The 18,125-nt window shown below is 55.4% G+C and carries 14 protein-coding genes, 1 tRNA gene and 1 other RNA gene; 4 read left to right on the top strand and 12 right to left on the bottom strand.

Features of this window, described 5'->3' with window-relative positions; genetic code table 11:
* Nucleotides 1–11 precede the first annotated feature (11 nt).
* Genes bcsA through bcsR form a run of 3 tightly spaced genes read right to left on the bottom strand, consistent with a single transcriptional unit; the run spans nt 12 to nt 3,589 of the window.
* Nucleotides 12–2,630 carry a UDP-forming cellulose synthase catalytic subunit gene (gene bcsA / locus ACW14G_RS04975; RefSeq protein ID WP_163446849.1) on the bottom strand — a complete coding sequence of 873 codons (2,619 nt, stop codon included), beginning with the start codon at nt 2,628–2,630 and terminating at the stop codon, nt 12–14.
* Complete coding sequence (gene bcsQ / locus ACW14G_RS04970) at nt 2,627–3,379, bottom strand: cellulose biosynthesis protein BcsQ (RefSeq protein WP_167574858.1); 753 nt, start codon at nt 3,377–3,379, stop codon at nt 2,627–2,629. The genes bcsA and bcsQ overlap by 4 nt, the downstream gene beginning before the upstream one ends.
* 9 nt (nt 3,380–3,388) lie before the next feature.
* Nucleotides 3,389–3,589, bottom strand: a complete 201-nt coding sequence (gene bcsR / locus ACW14G_RS04965; RefSeq protein WP_064541198.1) for a cellulose biosynthesis protein BcsR — start codon at nt 3,587–3,589, stop codon at nt 3,389–3,391.
* 300 nt (nt 3,590–3,889) lie between these two features.
* Here bcsR and bcsE point away from each other — a divergent pair, with 300 nt between their 5' ends.
* Genes bcsE through bcsG form a run of 3 tightly spaced genes read left to right on the top strand, consistent with a single transcriptional unit; the run spans nt 3,890 to nt 7,312 of the window.
* On the top strand, nt 3,890–5,449 hold the full coding sequence (bcsE, locus tag ACW14G_RS04960) for a cellulose biosynthesis protein BcsE (protein WP_167574857.1): 1,560 nt from the start codon (nt 3,890–3,892) through the stop codon (nt 5,447–5,449).
* Nucleotides 5,446–5,643, top strand: a complete 198-nt coding sequence (gene bcsF, locus ACW14G_RS04955; protein ID WP_163446853.1) for a cellulose biosynthesis protein BcsF — start codon at nt 5,446–5,448, stop codon at nt 5,641–5,643. The genes bcsE and bcsF overlap by 4 nt, the downstream gene beginning before the upstream one ends.
* Complete coding sequence (gene bcsG, locus ACW14G_RS04950; protein ID WP_249022628.1) at nt 5,636–7,312, top strand: cellulose biosynthesis protein BcsG; 1,677 nt, start codon at nt 5,636–5,638, stop codon at nt 7,310–7,312. The genes bcsF and bcsG overlap by 8 nt, the downstream gene beginning before the upstream one ends.
* 491 nt (nt 7,313–7,803) lie before the next feature.
* Here the strand turns inward: bcsG and dppF are convergent, their stop codons facing one another.
* From dppF to ACW14G_RS04915, 7 genes are all read right to left on the bottom strand, one after another.
* Complete coding sequence (gene dppF / locus ACW14G_RS04945) at nt 7,804–8,814, bottom strand: dipeptide ABC transporter ATP-binding subunit DppF (protein ID WP_455648497.1); 1,011 nt, start codon at nt 8,812–8,814, stop codon at nt 7,804–7,806.
* Nucleotides 8,811–9,794, bottom strand: coding sequence for a dipeptide ABC transporter ATP-binding protein (dppD, locus tag ACW14G_RS04940; protein ID WP_167574856.1), 984 nt, complete (start codon nt 9,792–9,794; stop codon nt 8,811–8,813). Before dppD ends, dppF begins: the two co-directional genes overlap by 4 nt.
* 10 nt (nt 9,795–9,804) lie before the next feature.
* The gene (gene dppC, locus ACW14G_RS04935; RefSeq protein WP_064541183.1) at nt 9,805–10,698 is read right to left on the bottom strand and encodes a dipeptide ABC transporter permease DppC; all 894 of its coding nucleotides are present in this window, start codon (nt 10,696–10,698) and stop codon (nt 9,805–9,807) included.
* 9 nt (nt 10,699–10,707) lie between these two features.
* Nucleotides 10,708–11,727 carry a dipeptide ABC transporter permease DppB gene (dppB, locus tag ACW14G_RS04930; RefSeq protein ID WP_064541180.1) on the bottom strand — a complete coding sequence of 340 codons (1,020 nt, stop codon included), beginning with the start codon at nt 11,725–11,727 and terminating at the stop codon, nt 10,708–10,710.
* Nucleotides 11,728–11,886: 159 nt separating this feature from the next.
* Nucleotides 11,887–13,494 (bottom strand): dipeptide ABC transporter periplasmic-binding protein DppA, encoded by a 1,608-nt coding sequence (dppA, locus tag ACW14G_RS04925; protein WP_163446861.1) that lies wholly within the window; start codon nt 13,492–13,494, stop codon nt 11,887–11,889.
* Nucleotides 13,495–14,076: 582 nt separating this feature from the next.
* Nucleotides 14,077–15,402, bottom strand: a complete 1,326-nt coding sequence (locus ACW14G_RS04920; RefSeq protein WP_163446863.1) for a uracil-xanthine permease family protein — start codon at nt 15,400–15,402, stop codon at nt 14,077–14,079.
* A gap of 56 nt (nt 15,403–15,458) precedes the next feature.
* A complete protein-coding gene (locus tag ACW14G_RS04915; protein WP_249022627.1) occupies nt 15,459–16,583 on the bottom strand; it encodes an aryl-sulfate sulfotransferase in 1,125 nt (374 codons plus the stop codon).
* A gap of 162 nt (nt 16,584–16,745) precedes the next feature.
* Here ACW14G_RS04915 and ACW14G_RS04910 point away from each other — a divergent pair, with 162 nt between their 5' ends.
* The gene (locus ACW14G_RS04910) at nt 16,746–17,753 is read left to right on the top strand and encodes a LacI family DNA-binding transcriptional regulator (protein WP_163446867.1); all 1,008 of its coding nucleotides are present in this window, start codon (nt 16,746–16,748) and stop codon (nt 17,751–17,753) included.
* 54 nt (nt 17,754–17,807) lie between these two features.
* Here ACW14G_RS04910 and ACW14G_RS04905 read toward each other — a convergent pair.
* Both ACW14G_RS04905 and ACW14G_RS04900 read right to left on the bottom strand, forming a co-directional pair.
* Nucleotides 17,808–17,940: non-coding RNA, RtT sRNA (locus ACW14G_RS04905), on the bottom strand.
* Nucleotides 17,941–17,974: 34 nt separating this feature from the next.
* Nucleotides 17,975–18,051, bottom strand: a tRNA-Pro gene (locus ACW14G_RS04900).
* Between the last annotated feature and the right edge of the window lie 74 nt (nt 18,052–18,125).

Here is an 18,125-nt window from a genome sequence, read left to right as displayed (position 1 = left end):
CATAATCATCATTATTGTTGAGCCAAAGCCGATAGCGGATGCTCGACCACCGCGTCACGTTCCGGACGACGCGGTACAAACGAGGCCACCCACGCCACCAACAAGGTGAGCGACCGGAAAATTTCCTTTGCCACCGGCGGCGCAAACTCGGCCAGGTGACGATAACCACGGAACCCTAACTTCAGAATATCGAACAGACTTTCCAGCGGTTTATCTTCCGGGAAGCTGTCCTGCCACAGCGCCCACGTATCCGCGCGCGCAAAGGTACACTGTACAAAGTCGATATGCTGACGCGTGCTCATCGGCAGCAGCTTGAGGCCGACTTCGCTGCCCAGCACGCGCACCACCTGCGTCGGGAAGACGTATTCCTGCTGGCCGCGTTTTAGCAGCAAATTCACCTTCTGCTCTTCCAGCACCTGAGCGTCGCCGTTAATACGAATGCCGACGCCACCGTCGGAGAAGTCGTGTACCGTACAGGAGAACAGGTGACCGTCTTCACGGGAAATCGCCCCCGGCATTTTGATTTCGACACGATGCGAGCGGCGCACCTGCTTGCTCTCAACCGACACGGCAACCGCGCCGCCGAGAATAATCAGGTTATAGAACACCCAAATCAGACTGATCCATACGGTGAGAATTTCGTTCTCCGGGCCGTACATATAGCGCCAGATGCCGAACGCCACGCCAACCAGGTTTAACAGCACAAGGAAGATATACGGTCTTGAGATCACCCAATCGACGTACTCTTCCTCCACCAGGCCGCCCTTGGCGGTCACGTTGAATTTGCCTTTATGCGGGTTAAACAGCGCTACCATGGTCGGCGGCGCGATGTACCAGGCCAGCACCGTTTCATAGATTTCACTCCAGAAGGAGTGGCGATATTTACCCTGAATCTTCGAGTTGGTAAGGCTTGCGTGAATCATGTGCGGCAGCACGAACAGCGCAATCATCAACGCCGGGGCGTAGATGATGTAAGCGTGTAGCAATAGGAAAGCCAGCGGCGCGGTCAGAAAGATCAACCGCGGCACGCCCGATAAGAAGTGGAACATGGCGTTGAGGTAGCAGAGCCGCTGCGGCAACTTCAACCCTTTGCCCAACAACGGGTTATCCATGCGGAAGATCTGCACCATGCCACGCGCCCAGCGAATACGCTGGCCGATGTGCGCCGACAGGCTTTCCGTCGCCAGCCCCGCCGCCTGCGGCAGACGCATATAGGCTGAGGTGTAGCCACGACGGTGCAAACGCAGCGAGGTGTGCGCATCTTCGGTTACCGTTTCCACGGCGATACCGCCAATTTCATCCAACGGCTTACGACGGATGACCGCACACGAGCCGCAGAAGAAGGTCGCATCCCACATGTCGTTGCCATCCTGCACCAGGCCGTAGAACAGCGTGCCTTCGTTCGGTGTTTTACGGAAACGCCCCAGGTTACGTTCGAACGGGTCCGGAGAGAAGAAGTGGTGCGGCGTCTGCATCATCGCCAGCTTTTTATCCTTCAGGAACCAGCCCATGGTCATTTGCAGGAACGAGCGCGTCGGCACGTGGTCGCAGTCGAAGATGGAGACGAACTCGCCTTTCGCCAGCTTCAGCGCGTTGTTGATGTTCCCCGCTTTTGCATGTTCATGCGTGGTACGCGCGACATACTCAACGCCGACGTCTTTCGCAAACTGGCGAAATTCTTCACGGGCGCCGTCATCAAGGATCCACACTTTCACCTTGTCTTTCGGCCAGTCGATACCGAGTGAGGCATAAACGGTATTTTTCACCACGTTCAGATCTTCGTTGTAAGTCGGCACAAAGATATCGACCGTCGGCCATTCGTTCATGTCTTTCGGCAGCGGCACCGGATGACGATTCAGCGGCCAGACAACCTGGAAGTAGCCCAGTACCAGCACTATCCAGGCATAGGTTTCTGCAAACAGCAGAATCAGCCCGCATACCAGGCTGACGGGGTCATTCCAGTTCAACGTCGAGGTATAGCGCCACCAGATGTAGCGGCAGGAGACCGTCAGCGACAGAACGATCAGCATCAGCGCGGAGAAACGACCGGGAATACGGCGCACCAGCAGGGCCACGCCCCACAACAGCATCAGGAAAATAAACTGTGAAATCGGGTTAAACGGCTGCGTGATACAAACCAGCGCCAGCAGGAGCGATAGCACCACGGCAACGCCAAGCACAAACCGTCGCAGTTTTGGGTTCAGGTGCGCCAGCTCTTTTTTATGGTCGAGATGGCCAGTTTGCGCGTTCACACGGCCCGGCAGCGACTCCGCCCACTGGTTATAGCGTTCACGCAGGCGATCGACGCCGGCGAAAGGGCGCCAGGCCACGGCACGCCGGGTTTCCGGCGGTTTGCTGATGATGAGCCACAGTGCCTGCAGCAGGTAACGCAGCGGATCTAATGGCCTGGGACGCGCAAAACGAATATGTGGAAACAGCTCATCCTGACGTGCTTGCAGCGCCTGCCAGCGCGGGTTTTCTAGCGGCAAAAACATCCACGCCAGCCCGACCCACAGGCAGGCTAGCGTTGCGGCGAGCCAGGAAGAGCCAGCACGCCGATAGCCGATATAGCGCGCACGTAGCTGCGCATACACCGACGGGACGAATATCCAGCTGCTAAGGCGAATCATGATTCGCGCTCCTCCGCTGGGTGATGTCCGGCATAGTGCATCAGGCACCAGTTGGCGAGGGTGATCATCTCTTCAGCGGCCAGCGAGTCATGACGATACTCGCCCAACGGCTGCTTGCTGGCCAGGCTTTCGGCCATCGCCTCATCGCGATGGACCACCACCGGCACCAGATGGCGCTGTGTTTGCAGCCAGACCTGATACAGGTCTTCCTGCAGCGGGCTGCTCATGCGCAGGCCGTTAAGCAGAATATGGGTATTGGCAGGCAGCGGCTGCTGGTGCAAACGAATATGGCAGTTGGCGTCCGGCTTCACGATGGTCAATGTATAGTGGCAAGCCTCAATAAGCGCAGGCGTCCACGGATAGAAGCCGTGCGGCACGTCGATCAGTATCCACTGATAGCGTCCCTCACGCTCCAGCGTCTGGACAATTTCGGTGATGATCGACAGCGTGTCGCTGAGTACGGCCACATTTTGTCGATCGCCGGGGTGCAGTTTGCCGAACGGCAGCAGGTCGATTTGCGCGGTATAGCGGAGCGCGGTATCGCGCCAGTCATTACCGTCCCGCACTGCGCGCGCCCAGCCGCTTTCACGAGCGATATCATCGTTAAATGACAGGCGCAGCATATTGTCGGGGCTGGCATCGATAACCAATACCGACTCCCCGAGCAGTTGCAATGACCACGCGAGGGCCGCCGTGATTGACGTTGTGCCCACGCCACCGCGCACGCCCTGTAATCCCAGAATAGCCATTCGGCTTCCTTATTTTTGTTCGGCTTTTTGTTCTGCAAACTCTGATAGCAGCGGCCAGCGCTTAAACGCCGCAGCTAATTTTTCACGCTGGGAAATATCAGTGTAATCTATATTGGGTAGAGAGAAAGCTCGGCTCAATGCGAGAAAGTCATTCTGGAAAGTGTAACCGAGTTGCGAATCAACTGATGTCATAGGTTCGTTATCTGGCATTTCTTTACTCCCTCTGAAATCAAAGTACGAATGCGCCACCTCTTTCGACTGGCAACCTTTCCATGAAATTCGTTTATACTCATCATACTTCAGATGGCAATGAGCACATCCACTTCTACTCATTCCAGCCACATAGTTATGCAATTTTCAGGGGATTTACACACTTATCGCCTGACGATAACTCGAATTATTCAGAGTATACATGCTAAATCTGATGCTATTTAATTTCAATATTAGGTTTATTCTGGCGATGACACTAGTAAACTTATACGCAGGATTTTCGTCGATAAGAGGGACACGATGAACCCCATATTTTCGCTAGGTATTCAGTCGCTGTGGGATGAAGTGAGCCATATGCCCACAGGCGGCGTCTGGTGGATCAATACTGACCGCCATGAGGATGCCGTTAGCCTGCTAAATCAGACGCTTTCCGCGCAGCCAGATTCGGCCCATGTCGCCGTCGTCGGTATGGGGGGAAACCCCAATGACCTCATAGAGTTAAGGGATAATTCCGGGCCAAAAAAAATTGCGCTATTTACCATGCAGGATAGCCAGAATGGTCTACACTTTATGCGCCGCGATTTACTCTGCACGCTGGAGCCCAAGGATTATTTCGTTATCCTTTTATGTTCCCACAACGCTTGGGAAAATATATCGGGGAAAAAACTTCTCGATTGGGTAAACAAGTCTCAACAATGGGCGAAATACTACCATTGCACTCTTTTAGTTCTTAGCCCTGGCAACAATGCCGATGCCTTAACATCACATCTGCTGGGTGAATATCGTTCACTTTCCGGCCTCGCAAATTTACGTTACCAGGGTGATAGTCAACTCCTGGATATATCTTACTGGGCGAATGAAAAAGGCGTTAGCGCCCGTCAGCAGCTTTTAATTAAACAAAATGACAACGGCTGGCATTTAGCACAGGAAGAGGTTGCCAACGTGCAGCCACGCAGTGATGAAAAAGAAGTTCTGAGTAATATCAATATTCTTGAAGGCGCACCGCCGCTGTCAGAACACTGGACGTTATTTGAAACCAACGACGCCGTATTTAATGCCGCGCGCACCGCCCAGGCCGCAACGGTCATATTCTCACTCAACCAGAATAGCCAGGTCGAACAACTGGCCCACTATATCCATACCTTGCGTCGCCAGCGCGGAAGCGCATTAAAAATCATCGTTCGCGAGACCACGGCAAGCCTGCGCGCCACCGACGAGCGCCTGCTGCTCAGCTGTGGCGCCAACCTGGTAATTTCTGCAAACGCGCCGCTGTCTCGCAGCCTGACGTTGATTGAAAGCGTGCAAACGCAGCAGTTCAATCGCCACGTACCGGAAGACCTGAGCACGCTGCTGGCCAACACAGAACCGTTGAAGCTGAAGGGTTATCAGAAGTGGGATGTATTCTGCGACTCGGTGCAAAAAGTGATCAACAACACCTTACTCCCCGCCGACAGCAAAGGAGTGATGGTCGCTTTGCGCCCGGCGCCGGGACTGCGCGTTGAGCAGGCGCTCACGTTATGTCGCCCTCACCGTATGGGCGACATCGTCACCATTGCCGACCAACGTCTGGTGTTGTTCCTGCCATTCTGCCGGGTCAATGACCTGGACAAAGCGCTGAACCATATTTTTCCGCTACCTACCGGCGATATTTTCTCTAACCGCATGATTTGGTTCGAAGATAAGCAAATTGCCTCCGAACTGCTGATCATGCGCGACGTGAAGCCAGAACTGTGGACCAAACCACTGCAGATGGCGCCAAAACCGACCAACGTCATCAACGCCACTTACGAGGGCAACGGCTGGCGTCGTTATCCCGAACCACTGCGTTTGTCCGCCGATACCGAAGAGAAATCGTCATGATGTCAATAAGCGATATTATTCAACTCGTGGTACTGTGCGCGTTTATTTTTTTCCCGTTGGGATATCTGACGCGCCACCATCAACGTCGGATTGAAAACGCCTTCCGCTTGATGTTTCTTAAACCCCGTTATGTTAAGCCAGTAGGCGTATTGCGCCGGGATCTGGCCGTCAGGGCAAAATCAAAAAATGACTAATTCGACGCAAAACGCCACCGCGACGCCTTCTTCCTCTTGGCATTACTGGCGGGGCCTATCCGGCTGGAACTTCTATTTTCTGGTCAAATTTGGCCTACTGTGGGCCGGATACCTGAATTTTCACGCCATGCAGAACCTGGTATTTATGGCCTTCCTGCTGTTCCCGTTGCCCAACAGTCGGCTGCACCGTTGGCGACACTGGATTGCGATACCTATCGGCTTTGCGCTGTTCTGGCACGATACCTGGCTGCCGGGACCGGAAAGCATTATGAGCCAGGGCTCGCAAATTGCAGGTTTTAGCGCCGATTACATTTGGGACCTGATCACGCGTTTCATCAACTGGCAGATGGTTGGCGTCTTCTTCGTACTGCTGGTCGCCTGGTTGTTCCTGAACCAATGGATTCGTATTACGGTATTTGTTGTCATCGCCATGGTGTGGATTAACCTGAACGCGCTCCTTGGTCCCTCGTTTAGCCTGTGGCCTACCGGGCAAAATGCGACGGCGACAACCGCCAACACGGCTGCGCCAACGGCAACAACAGGCACAAGTGCGGCTGCAAACAGCGATATTCCGGCACAAACCGCCGCGCCGACATCCGATAACCTGAACGCCTGGCTGAACAGCTTCTACACTGCGGAAAGTAAGCGCGTCACGACTTTCCCAACGGAGTTGCCGGCTGACGCTCAGCCATTTGACCTGCTGGTTATCAACATCTGCTCGCTGGCAAATTCCGATCTCGAAGCTGCCGCGCTGATGCAACATCCGCTGTGGTCGCACTTTGATATTCGCTTTAGCAACTTCAACTCAGCCACCTCTTACAGCGGCCCGGCGGCGATTCGCCTGTTGCGCGCCAGTTGCGGTCAGCCATCACACACCAGCCTGTATCAGCCCGCGGGCAACCAATGCTATCTGTTCGATAATCTCTCAAAGCTGGGCTTTAAGCAGAACCTGATGCTCGACCACAACGGTGTTTTCGGCGACTTCCTTAAAGAAGTACGTGAAAACGGCGGCATGCAGAGCCCGCTGATGGAACAGAGCAAACTGCCGGTCAACCTGCTGTCATTCGACGGTTCACCGGTGTATGACGACCTCGCCACGCTGAATCGCTGGATGCAGTCTCCGGATATTCCTGCGGGTGGCCGTTCGGCGACCTTCTACAATATTCTGCCGCTGCACGACGGTAACCATTATCCGGGTCAGAGTAAGACCGCAGACTATAAAGCCCGTGGACAGAAGCTATTCGATGAACTGGATGCCTTCTTTACCGAGCTGGAAAAATCAGGTCGTAAGGTGATGGTGGTGGTCGTTCCTGAGCATGGCGCGGCATTGCAGGGCGATAAGATGCAGGTTTCCGGCCTGCGCGATATCCCAAGCCCGTCGATTACCCACGTTCCGGCCGCCATCAAATTCTTTGGTATGAAGGCGCCGCATCAGGGTCCGGCAATCGACATCACCCAGCCAAGCAGCTATCTCGCCATTTCCGAGCTGGTTGCCCGCGCGGTGGACGGCAAGCTGTTCACCGAAGACAGCGTTGATTGGTCCGCGCTGACCAGCAACCTGCCGCAGACTGCCGCCGTGTCGGAAAACTCCAACGCTGTGGTAGTGCAATATCAGGGCAAACCATACGTGCGCCTGAACGGCGGTGCCTGGGTGCCGTATCCGCAATAACCGTTCATTGGGGTTAACGAAAAAGGCCGCAGAGCTTCCTCTGCGGCCCGGTTCGGGCGCATGTGCCATTGCGGCAGCCACGACGCCCCGTCAGCTTAGAACCTGAAGAAGTGACGTACCAGCGCGACCACCAATGGGCCGACGATGGAGGTCACAACCGCAAGCACTAATGCCTCGTTGAGCGTCATACAACCGCCTGTATTGCAATAGCAACGGTTCGCGGCTATCCTCTTGTTGTCTAGCAAGTGAATGGCCCTCGTTATGTTGCCGGTTTATACCAAACAACGTGCGGGGGCTTTCTCTTTCCAGCAACTCATGCCGCCGGGGATCAAGCCCCCGCAACATTGCGCCTCACCGGGAAACCCGGCTTGCCGTCAATAATACGGCAATCGACCTTCCAACTCGCCGGAAGAGACTCCTTTTCAGAATTGCGCCCGAAAACAAAAAGGCCGCAAAGTTTAACCTCTGCGGCCTTTAAGATAGTCAGTACGTTACACGCTCTTTTCTGGGTTCTCATCCTGGTCAACGGCAAAGCATGCCACCAGCTGACCGCCATAATCTTTAAGCTGCGGTTGAAGCTGCGTGCACGGCCCAAAGCGTCGACGGCAACGCGCGTTGAAAGCGCAACCCGGCGGCGGATTCAGCGGGCTTGGCAGCTCACCGGTCAGTTTGATGCGCTCGCGGCGATCGTCCGGATTCAGACGCGGCGTCGCGGAGAGCAGCGCCTGGGTGTACGGATGACGCGGGTTGTTGAAGATCTGGTCTTTCGTGCCCTTCTCCACGCAACGGCCTAAGTACATCACCATCACTTCGTCGGCGATGTGCTCCACCACCGACAGGTCGTGGGAGATAAAGACGTAAGACAGCCCCAACTCCTGCTGCAAATCCATCATCAGGTTCAGCACCTGCGCGCGAACGGAAACGTCGAGCGCGGAGACCGGTTCGTCGGCAATCACCACGTCCGGGTCGAGCATCAGACCACGAGCGATAGCGATACGCTGGCGCTGACCGCCAGAGAACATGTGCGGATAACGGTCGTAGTGCTCCGTTTTGAGACCCACTTTCGCCATCATCGCCAACGCTTTTTCACGGCGCTGCTCTTTGCTGAGCGAGGTGTTAATCAGCAGCGGCTCTTCCAGAATCTGCCCCACCTTCTTACGCGGGTTCAGAGAACCATACGGGTTCTGGAACACAATCTGGATTTTCTGCCGACGCAATTTTTGCGCGTGTGGATCGTGCTTGAGCAGATCCTGGCCCTGGTAGTACAGCTCGCCGCCGGTTGGCACTTCAACCATCGTCAGCAGGCGACCCAGGGTCGATTTGCCGCAGCCGGACTCGCCCACTACGGCAAGCGTTTTGCCACGCTCCAGCGTAAATGACACGCCGTCCAATGCTTTCACCAGGCGCTCAGGAGCAAACATCCCCTTCTTCACCGGATAGTGTTTTTTCAGGTCAATTGCCTGCAGCAGCGGCTGCTGCGAGGTGGCCTCGTGCGTACTCATAGTGTGGGCCTCCCGGCATCATCGAGTGGATAGTGGCATTTCGACTGGCGAGCACCGTCAACGGTATTTAGCTCAGGCTCTACGCTGCGGCATTTATCCGTCGCATAGGGGCAACGCGGGTTCAGCAGACAGCCGTTCGGGCGGTCGTACTTACCCGGCACGACTCCCGGCAGCGAAGCCAGACGCGCTTTATCCTGAGCAAATTCGGGTAACGCGCGCAGCAGAGCCTGAGTATAGGGATGGCGCGGCGCGCGGAAAATATCGCTGGCCGCCCCCGTCTCTACCACCTGACCGGCGTACATCACGATGATTTTGTGCGCGGCTTCAGCCACCAGCGCCAAATCGTGAGTAATCAGGATCAGCGCCATGTTCTCTTTCTGCTGTAATTCCAGCAGCAGCTCGATAATCTGCGCCTGAATGGTCACGTCGAGCGCGGTGGTCGGCTCATCGGCAATCAGCAGCTTCGGACGGCAGGCGATCGCCATGGCGATCATCACGCGCTGGCTCATCCCGCCGGACAGCTGGTGCGGGTAAACATCCAGACGTGATGCCGGATCCGGAATCCCGACCTGATTCAACAGGTCGATTGCCCGCTGACGGCGCGTCTGTTTGTTGCCGCCCTGGTGCACTTTAATCGCTTCCATAATCTGGAAGCCGACGGTGTAGCACGGGTTCAGGCTGGTCATCGGATCCTGGAAGATCATCGCCACTTCGGCGCCCACCAGATTGCGACGCTCTTTCTCGGAGATACGCTTCAGATCCTGACCGTTAAACATCAGGCTTTCAGCCATAACGCGGCCGGGATAATCAATCAGCCCCATGATCGCCAATGAGCTAACAGATTTACCCGAGCCGGACTCGCCGACAATACCAACGACTTCGCCCTGACTGACGCTATAGCTCACGCGGTCTACGGCTTTAAACGGTGTGCCTTCGTCGCCGAAGTGCACCGATAATTTATCTACATTTAATAACGCCATCTCGAACCTCTTACTGCTTCAGTTTGGGATCGAGCGCGTCACGCAGACCGTCACCCATCAGGTTAAATGCCAGCACCGTCAGCAGAATCGCCAGCCCCGGGAAGGTCACCACCCACCAGGCACTTTGGGCAAACTGCAGAACGTCAGAGAGCATGGTGCCCCATTCCGGCGTAGGCGGCTGTGCGCCCATCCCCAGGAAGCCGAGGGCAGCCATATCGAGAATGGCGTTAGAGAAACCGAGCGATGCCTGAACAATCAGCGGCGCAAGGCAGTTTGGGAAAATATTGACGAACATCTGGCGCATCGCCCCGGCGCCCGCGACGCGGGAAGCGGTTACGTAGTCGCGGTTGACCTCCACCAGCACGGCGGCACGGGTTAGGCGGACGTAGTGCGGCAAGGCGACAAAGGTTAATGCCAGCGCGGCGTTGCCGATCGACGGGCCGAAGATAGCCACCAGCACCAGCGCCAACAGCAGGCTAGGCAGTGCCAGCATAATATCGACGACACGCATGATGATGTTGTCGACGAGGCCGCCAAAGTAACCCGCCACCAGGCCAAGGATGATCCCCAGCACCAGCGACAGCACCACCACCAGACAGCCAACCAGCAGCGACAGACGCGCACCGTACATCAGGCGCGACAGCACGTCACGACCAACGTCATCGGTGCCCAGCAGATGCGCCAGACTACCGCCGTCCTGCCACGCAGGCGGAGCCAGCAGCGAATCGCGGAACTGATCCGCCGGGTTATACGGTGCAATCCAGTTGGCGAAGATGGCAATAAACAGCACGATAACCACGTACACCAGGCCAACCACCGCGCCTTTATTGCGCTTAAAATAGTGCCAGAATTCCTGTAATGGGGTCATCGGCACCGGTGCTTTATTCTCAGTAACTTGTGACATGACGGCCCCTTACTTCTTATGACGAATGCGCGGGTTCACCACGCCGTACAGCAGGTCTACCAGCAGGTTGACGAGGATAATCATCGTCGCCACCAGCAGCACCCCACCCTGCACCACCGGATAGTCACGGCGTTGCAGCGCGTCAATCAACCAGCGCCCCAGCCCCGGCCAGGAGAAGATGGTTTCCGTCAGAATCGCACCAGCCAGCAGCGTACCAACCTGCAGGCCGATAACCGTCACCACCGGCAGCATCGCGTTACGCAGCGCGTGCACGATGATGACGCGCATGCGGGTTAACCCCTTAGCGCGCGCGGTACGGATATAGTCTTCACCCAGCACTTCCAGCATGGAGGAGCGGGTCATACGCACAATTACCGCCAGCGGAATGGTCCCCAGCACGATAGCCGGCAGAATCATATGCGCCAGCGCATCGATAAAGTTGCCTTCTTCGCCCCAGATTGCGGTATCAATCAGCATAAAGCCGGTAAGTGGGTTGGAGTCGTCAAGGAAAACCATGTCGCTGACGCGCCCGGAAACGGGGGTCAGGTTCCAGTGCACCGACACCAGCATGATCAGCATCATGCCCCACCAGAAAATCGGCATGGAGTAGCCGGTCAGCGCCAGGCCAACGGCGGTGTGATCGAAGATAGAACCGCGCTTCACCGCGGCCAGCACGCCCACCGGAATCCCCACGGCGACGGCAAAAATCATGGCGCAGATACCGAGTTCCAGTGTCGCTTTAAAGCGCGGCACAAACTCATCCCACACCGGGAGACGACTCTTTAATGAAATCCCTAAGTCACCGTGCAGCACGCCCCAGATATAGTGGAGATACTGCTGCCACATTGGCTTATCCAGGCCGAGTTCAGCCAGCAGCTGGGCATGGCGCTCAGGGGAAATACCACGCTCGCCCGCCATAATCATTACCGGATCGCCGGGAATCATATGCACGAAGGCAAACGTGAGGAGGGTGATACCGATAAACGTCGGGATCACCAGACCCAACCGTTTGAGGATGAACTGCAACATAACCCTGATTCTCTCTAGTGACGTCCCGCCTGGTCACAGGCCGTCTGTATTGCTCACAAATCTGCCGCCAGTTCTCAACACGAGAGGCGCAGATACGGCGCGGCTTCCCGCCCCAAAGGGGGCAGGAAGCATGCGCGGCCTGTTAAGGCGTCGTCTTTATTATTCGATCGATACGTTGTCGAAGTGGTGCTTGCCTAATGGGTCAACCACGTAGCCTTTGACTTCTTTACGCACTGGCTCGTATACGGTGGAGTGAGCGATGATCAGCGCCGGAGCCTGGTCATGCATCACTACCTGAGCCTGTTTGTACAGTTCAATACGCTTGTTGTGGTCGTCGGTCGCACGCGCCGGCTGAATCAGGTCTTCAAACGGCTTGTAGCACCAGCGAGAGTAGTTGGAGCCGTCTTTCGCCGCTGCGCAGCTGAACAGGGTCGCGAAGAAGTTATCCGGATCCCCGTTGTCGCCGGTCCAGCCCATCATCACAGCCTGGTGTTCGCCCGCTTTCGCACGCTTGAGGTACTCGCCCCATTCGTAGGTCACGATTTTGGCCTGTACGCCAATCTTCGCCCAGTCAGCCTGAATCATCTCAGCCATACGGCGAGCGTTCGGGTTGTACGGACGCTGAACCGGCATCGCCCACAGCTCAACGGTGAAGCCTTTATCCTGGCCCGCTTCTTTCAGCAGCGCCTTGGCTTTTTCCGGATCGTAGCTGTAGTCTTTGACGTCGTCGTTATAGCCCCACATGGTTGGCGGGATCAGGTTTTTCGCGGCTACGCCAGCGCCCTGATAAACGGCTTTGATGATCGCTTCTTTGTTGACCGCATAGGTCAGCGCCTGACGCACTTTCACGTCATCAAACGGTTTTTTCTCGGTGTTGAAGGAGAGATAGCCCACGTTCAGGCCAGCCTGTTCCATCAGGTTGATGCTCTTATCTTCTTTCATGCGAGCGATGTCAGCCGGGTTCGGGTACGGCATCACCTGGCACTCGTTTTTCTGCAGCTTGGCATAACGCACGGAAGCGTCAGGCGTGATGGAGAAGACCAGACGGTCGATCTGCGGCTTGGTGCCCCAGTAGCCCGGGAAGGCTTTGTACAGAATACGGGAGTCTTTCTGGTACTGCACCAGCTGGAATGGACCGGTACCGATTGGGTTCAGGTCCACTTTCTCCGGCGTACCGGCTTTCAGCATGTTGTCAGCATATTCTTTAGACAGAATAGAGGCGAAGTCCATTGCCAGGTCGGCCAGGAACGGCGCTTCCGGGCGAGTCAGCACGAACTGTACGGTATGATCGTCGACTTTTTTCACTTCGCTAATCAGGTCTTGCAGGCCCATGCCTTCAAAGTATTCATAGCTGCCGCCAGAAACTTTGTGGTACGGGTTCTGTGGGTTCTTCTGACGGTCGAAGGAGAAGACGATATCGTCGGCATTCACGTCGCGAGTTGGTTTGAACTCTTTGTTATCCTGCCACTTCACGCCCTGACGCAGGTGGAAGGTATAGGTTTTGCCGTCCGGGCTGATGTCCCATTTCTCGGCCAGACCCGGAATCACTTCCGTGGTGCCGGTTTTGAATTCAACCAGACGGTTATAGATAGGTACGGAGCTGGCATCATAGGTGGTACCAGACGTAAAGAGCTGTGGGTTAAAGCCTTCCGGCGAGCCTTCTGAACAATAAACCAGGGTTTTGGCCTGTACGCTGGCAGCAACGGTCATCGCGACCAGGCTGAGGCCCAGCTTCAGCATCCCTGACTTCTTCAAGGAAATACTCATTATTCTGCTCCAATGTGATATGTGTTGTTTTTACCCTTTGCATTGGGTTACACCGCCTGACCTTATTTTTTATTTAACCGGCTGGGTCGATGCATATAGAGGCGAGGGATTCCTTTCACTGGAACATCTGAGTTGCAGTGCGGATTCTCCATGAAATGCCCCTCATGCCGTACAATCTGTCAATAGAATGTGAAAACGTCAATACAGTTAACCGGGATTTGTACTGAAGGTGAGAATGGATGGGCAAAGATTAAAAAAACCCCGAAGCACTATTTTCAGCAGAGAAATTTATGCTATGGGCATGAAGGCAGAGTTATTCACTTAATACTTTGCAACATTCAGTGATTAACAATTAGTCATTATGTGAAAAATTTCTTTCGATATGCTGATTATCTGAGCGATTAATGCCGCGAACGTTAAAACGCACAGGTGAAAATGCTGAGGTTACCCATAAGTAGCGTGAAAAAAGATTCGTCTATGCATATAAAAATACAATGGAATATGTCACATAATTGTGAACAAACAGTGAGAAAATAGTTCTTTGGATGGATAAGAGCAGGCCAACGGCCCGCTCTCATAAACTTATGGTTTTACACGCGCCTGACTTCGCTTTTCACTCCAGTTAAACAGCGAGTTGACCAGAATCGCCGTCAACGTCCCCGCCGCCATGCCGTTACCAAACACCATCTGCACGCCTGACGGGAAATTTTGATAAAGACCCGGCACCAGAATAGGCAGCATGCCCATCGCCAGCCCCATTGCCAGCGCGTAAGTTTTGCCCGGTGTGTGCAACGGTTCACGAGCGATCATATCGATACCAATCACCCCGATAATGCTGAACACAATCACCGCCGTACCACACACCACCGGCCCTGGCAGGCAAGTCGCAAGACGTACCAACGGTGAGAACAGCGCAATCAGAATCAACAGCAGCCCTGCTGCGGCGGTGACATAGCGTGATTTGACATTGGTGGTGCGCACCACACCGATATTTTCGCCGGAGGTAATAATTAGCGATGTCCCGAAAATCCCCCCCAGCAGCGACATAATGGCATCGCCGCGAATCGTACGCGGAATCGCTTCACGGACGTTCTGCGTAGAATTAACAATCTCCGCCGTCGCAATCGTTTGCCCAGTTGCTTCAGCCATAGAAATTACCGCGTAAATCAGCAACGGCAACGAAGCGGAAAGGTTGAAAATGGGCCAACCGAAGGGGAACAATTGCGGAACGCTGAACAGCGGGCCGTGGCTCACGCCGCTAAAGTCGGCACTGCCCAGCATCATGCCCAACAGCGTACCGGCAAGCAGACCAAACATCACAGCAAGCTGGCGCAGAATACCGGTAAAAACCAGCGCGAAAACCAGCGTAATCAGGATCGTTCCCAGCGATAAAATAATACTGGTCGGGTGAGCAAAATCCGTGCTTCCCGGCTGGCCAATAATCAATCCGCCGTAGAGACGAATCAGGTTTATCGACACCATCAGCAGCATAATGCCGATAATAAAGGGCGGGAAATGGTGCAGGCAGCGGCGGAAAATGGGCAGCGCCAGAAAGTAGAACAACGACGTTAAGATAACCGCGCCAACGGCCGTCTGGATATTAGTTTGCAGAGCGATAGCGACAAAAATCGCGATCGGCGCGCCGCCGGGCACCATGATAAACGGCAGGCGCGCGCCTACCCCTTTCACGCCCAGGCTTTGCAGAATCGCGCCCAGCCCGCACATCAGAAACGTGGCGCTCAGCACCGAAGCGGTCACCGCGTCGGTAAAGTGCAGCGCTTTGGCGATCAGAAAAACGGAAGTTATGGGGGTCGCGGCGACGACCAGCACATGCTGAAGCGCCAGAAGAAAGGTCGTTTGCCAGGGTAATGCATCGTTGTCCGGCGTGGTAAGGCCAGGTTGCGGCATGATTGCCTCCCGTTAAACATCAAAAAATGACCGCCAGCGCGAGCTGGCGGCAGAGATTATTTCAACCAGGCAATCGCGTCGGCGGCATAACGATGCGCGCGGAATGCACTGTTCTGTTTTCCGGGAATAATGCCTTTGCTCAGGTGCTCCGGATATTCATTGAAGAACGGAATGATATATTCCCAAACCGTTTCCCCTTCCGGCGTCACTTCAAACAGACGACCAAATGCGGATTCACAGATAAAGGTGTTGCCGTTCGCCAGACGCTGCGCGCTGCCCATATAGGGGGAGAAGAAGGCCGGCGGGAAGATATCGCGATATTGCCAGGTAATGGCGTGGGTTTGCGGATTGAACTCCAGCACCGTGGAATGCGGCGAGGTCACGCCCGGACGCAGGTTGCCATTGTCAAAAACAAGAATCGACCCGTTCTCCATTTCAACCGGCGTATGCTGCTGCGCCACCACTTCCGGCCCCGCGTGCCAGACAACTTTGCCGCTCTCTTTAGATACGGCAATCACGCCAGACGTCGTGCGCAGGCTCATCAGCACCAGGCCATCGCGAGTCACCGACAGGCCGTTAATCATCGGCCAGTGGCGACGGTCAAAAATCTCATGAATCGGGAAATCTTCCGGATCCAAATGCTCCCAGGCACGCCATTCCCAGACCACTTCACCGTCGCGATTGACCTCTTTGACGACGTCGCTCTGAATCACGCCGTCCGGCGCATCACGTCGCGGGTCGCCGCCGGTCACACGAGCAGCGATATCGGCAGGCAGCGGCGATGCGGCGGTATACAGCAGATTACCGTTCGCCAACCACTGCGCATCATGGTGATGGAAGATGTCTTCATAGTGCCAGACAATTTCGTTATCCGGCGTCACTTCATAGAAATCACCGCCATGCCAGAGATCCCACGCGGGATAGAGATTTGCGGAGGTACGGTGGCTACCGTTATATCCCAGGTTACCGTTAGGCAGCAGCACCGCATCGCGCCCTGCACGTACCGGCAGCTGCCACTGATGCGCGACCTCACCCTGTTCATCAACCAGATAAACCCGCCCTTCTGCGGTTTGCGGGGCAAAGAGGGTATACCCGCCGAAACTCTTCTCTTTGTCGATAAAGGTGAGCCCGGATAGACGGCGTCCAAGCGTAAAAGTCGGATCCTGAGTTAAGTGTGCCACGTAGCCTCCAGATGGATAAATTTTCGTAAAAATACCCCATTAAAACGTTTTAATGAAGAATTTTTTCTGAAAATGCTTATTCATCAGCTGGCATAGCAACGACAAAGGTCAGCACAAAAAAGTGTGTTAATCTGTGCAAAAGATTTTGGAGGCTGCAAGCAAATGCCTGCTCAAGAAAAAAAACGCGCAAAGTTGATTGATGTCGCCCGCCATGCCGGCGTGTCGCCAGGGACGGTATCCAACGCGTTGCATAACACCCGCTTTGTTGAACCGGAGACCCGTCGGCGTATTGAAGAGGCGATTGTCGCGCTGAATTACACGCCCAATATCCGTGCCCGACAGCTGCGTACCGGCAAAACCAATACCATCGCGCTGCTCTCATCGGTGCCGTTGACCATTGCCTCCGGCGCCTCCCGGCTGGGATTTATGATGGAGGTTGCGCTCACTTCCGCCATGATGGCGCTTGAAAAACAGCATGCCTTGATTCTGGTGCCACCGGGCGCAAATCCGCTGGACGCGGTCGGCTTCGACGCAGCGATTCTGATTGAGCCGGCGGAAAACGATCCCCAGCTACAGGCGCTGGCGCAGGCCGGCATTCCTTGCGTCACCATTGGCCGCACGCCGGGGACCGACACGCCTGTGCCGTGGGTTGAACTGCATTCAGCGGCAACGGCGCAAATTCTGCTCGCGCATCTGGAGTCCTCAGGCACACGTAAATGTGCGTTATTTGTCGGCAACATGCGACGCACATCGATGCTGGAGAGCGAAGCGGCTTACCGGCGCTGGTGCGAAGGACGGCAGTCCCCCGTCATCTACTCGCTCAATGAGAGCGACGGTGAAAATGCCGGCTACCGCGCGGCACATCAGCTATTACAGGAACATCCCGACGTTGATGGCGTGCTGGTGCTGATCGATACCTTTGCCAGCGGCGCGGTACGGGCTTTTCAGGAACAAGATATCGCCATACCTGAACAAATGCGGGTGGTTACTCGCTATGACGGCATCCGCGCTCGCGAATCCACACCGCCACTGACGGCAGTGAATATGCATCTTGATGAAGTGGCGCGCCAGGCCATCACGCTATTGTTTGCCGCTATGGCGGGTGAGAAGGTCAGCTACAGCAAGGGTAAAACACCGGATCTGGTCGTGCGGGCGTCCACTTCGCGATAAGAGAGCTGAGCTACAGATGCAAAAAAGCCGCTCAGAGAGCGGCTTTTTTAAATTTGGTCGGTGATAGAGGATAACTCGCCACTACGTGGCTCGCCCTGCGGGCCGTTGCTGACGCAACGTTCTCTCGCTACGCTCGAGTCGAACCTCTTGCCCCCGGAGGTTCTCATCCTCGTGGATTCCGGAAAGCAAAAAGCCCGCTCAGAGAGCGGGCTTTTCTAATTTGGTCGGTGATAGAGGATTCGAACCTCCGACCCCTTCGTCCCGAACGAAGTGCGCTACCAGGCTGCGCCAATCACCGAATGCGGCGCATCTTACTGCTGTGCCCCGCCCTCGTCAATCCCTTATTTAACAAAAGCCCCTTGTTCGGCCAGA

The sequence above is a fragment of the Kluyvera sp. genome (assembly GCF_965301105.1).
This window is presented reverse-complemented; position numbering and strand designations above follow the sequence as displayed.

Bases quoted from the DNA above. Each gene is read 5' to 3' on its own strand.
- bcsA (WP_163446849.1), bottom strand. From the start codon at position 2,630: ATGATTCGCCTTAGCAGCTGGATATTCGTCCCGTCGGTGTATGCGCAG.
- bcsQ (WP_167574858.1), bottom strand. From the start codon at position 3,379: ATGGCTATTCTGGGATTACAGGGCGTGCGCGGTGGCGTGGGCACAACG.
- bcsR (WP_064541198.1), bottom strand. From the start codon at position 3,589: ATGCCAGATAACGAACCTATGACATCAGTTGATTCGCAACTCGGTTAC.
- bcsE (WP_167574857.1), top strand. From the start codon at position 3,890: ATGAACCCCATATTTTCGCTAGGTATTCAGTCGCTGTGGGATGAAGTG.
- bcsF (WP_163446853.1), top strand. From the start codon at position 5,446: ATGATGTCAATAAGCGATATTATTCAACTCGTGGTACTGTGCGCGTTT.
- bcsG (WP_249022628.1), top strand. From the start codon at position 5,636: ATGACTAATTCGACGCAAAACGCCACCGCGACGCCTTCTTCCTCTTGG.
- dppF (WP_455648497.1), bottom strand. From the start codon at position 8,814: ATGAGTACGCACGAGGCCACCTCGCAGCAGCCGCTGCTGCAGGCAATT.
- dppD (WP_167574856.1), bottom strand. From the start codon at position 9,794: ATGGCGTTATTAAATGTAGATAAATTATCGGTGCACTTCGGCGACGAA.
- dppC (WP_064541183.1), bottom strand. From the start codon at position 10,698: ATGTCACAAGTTACTGAGAATAAAGCACCGGTGCCGATGACCCCATTA.
- dppB (WP_064541180.1), bottom strand. From the start codon at position 11,727: ATGTTGCAGTTCATCCTCAAACGGTTGGGTCTGGTGATCCCGACGTTT.
- dppA (WP_163446861.1), bottom strand. From the start codon at position 13,494: ATGAGTATTTCCTTGAAGAAGTCAGGGATGCTGAAGCTGGGCCTCAGC.
- ACW14G_RS04920 (WP_163446863.1), bottom strand. From the start codon at position 15,402: ATGCCGCAACCTGGCCTTACCACGCCGGACAACGATGCATTACCCTGG.
- ACW14G_RS04910 (WP_163446867.1), top strand. From the start codon at position 16,746: ATGCCTGCTCAAGAAAAAAAACGCGCAAAGTTGATTGATGTCGCCCGC.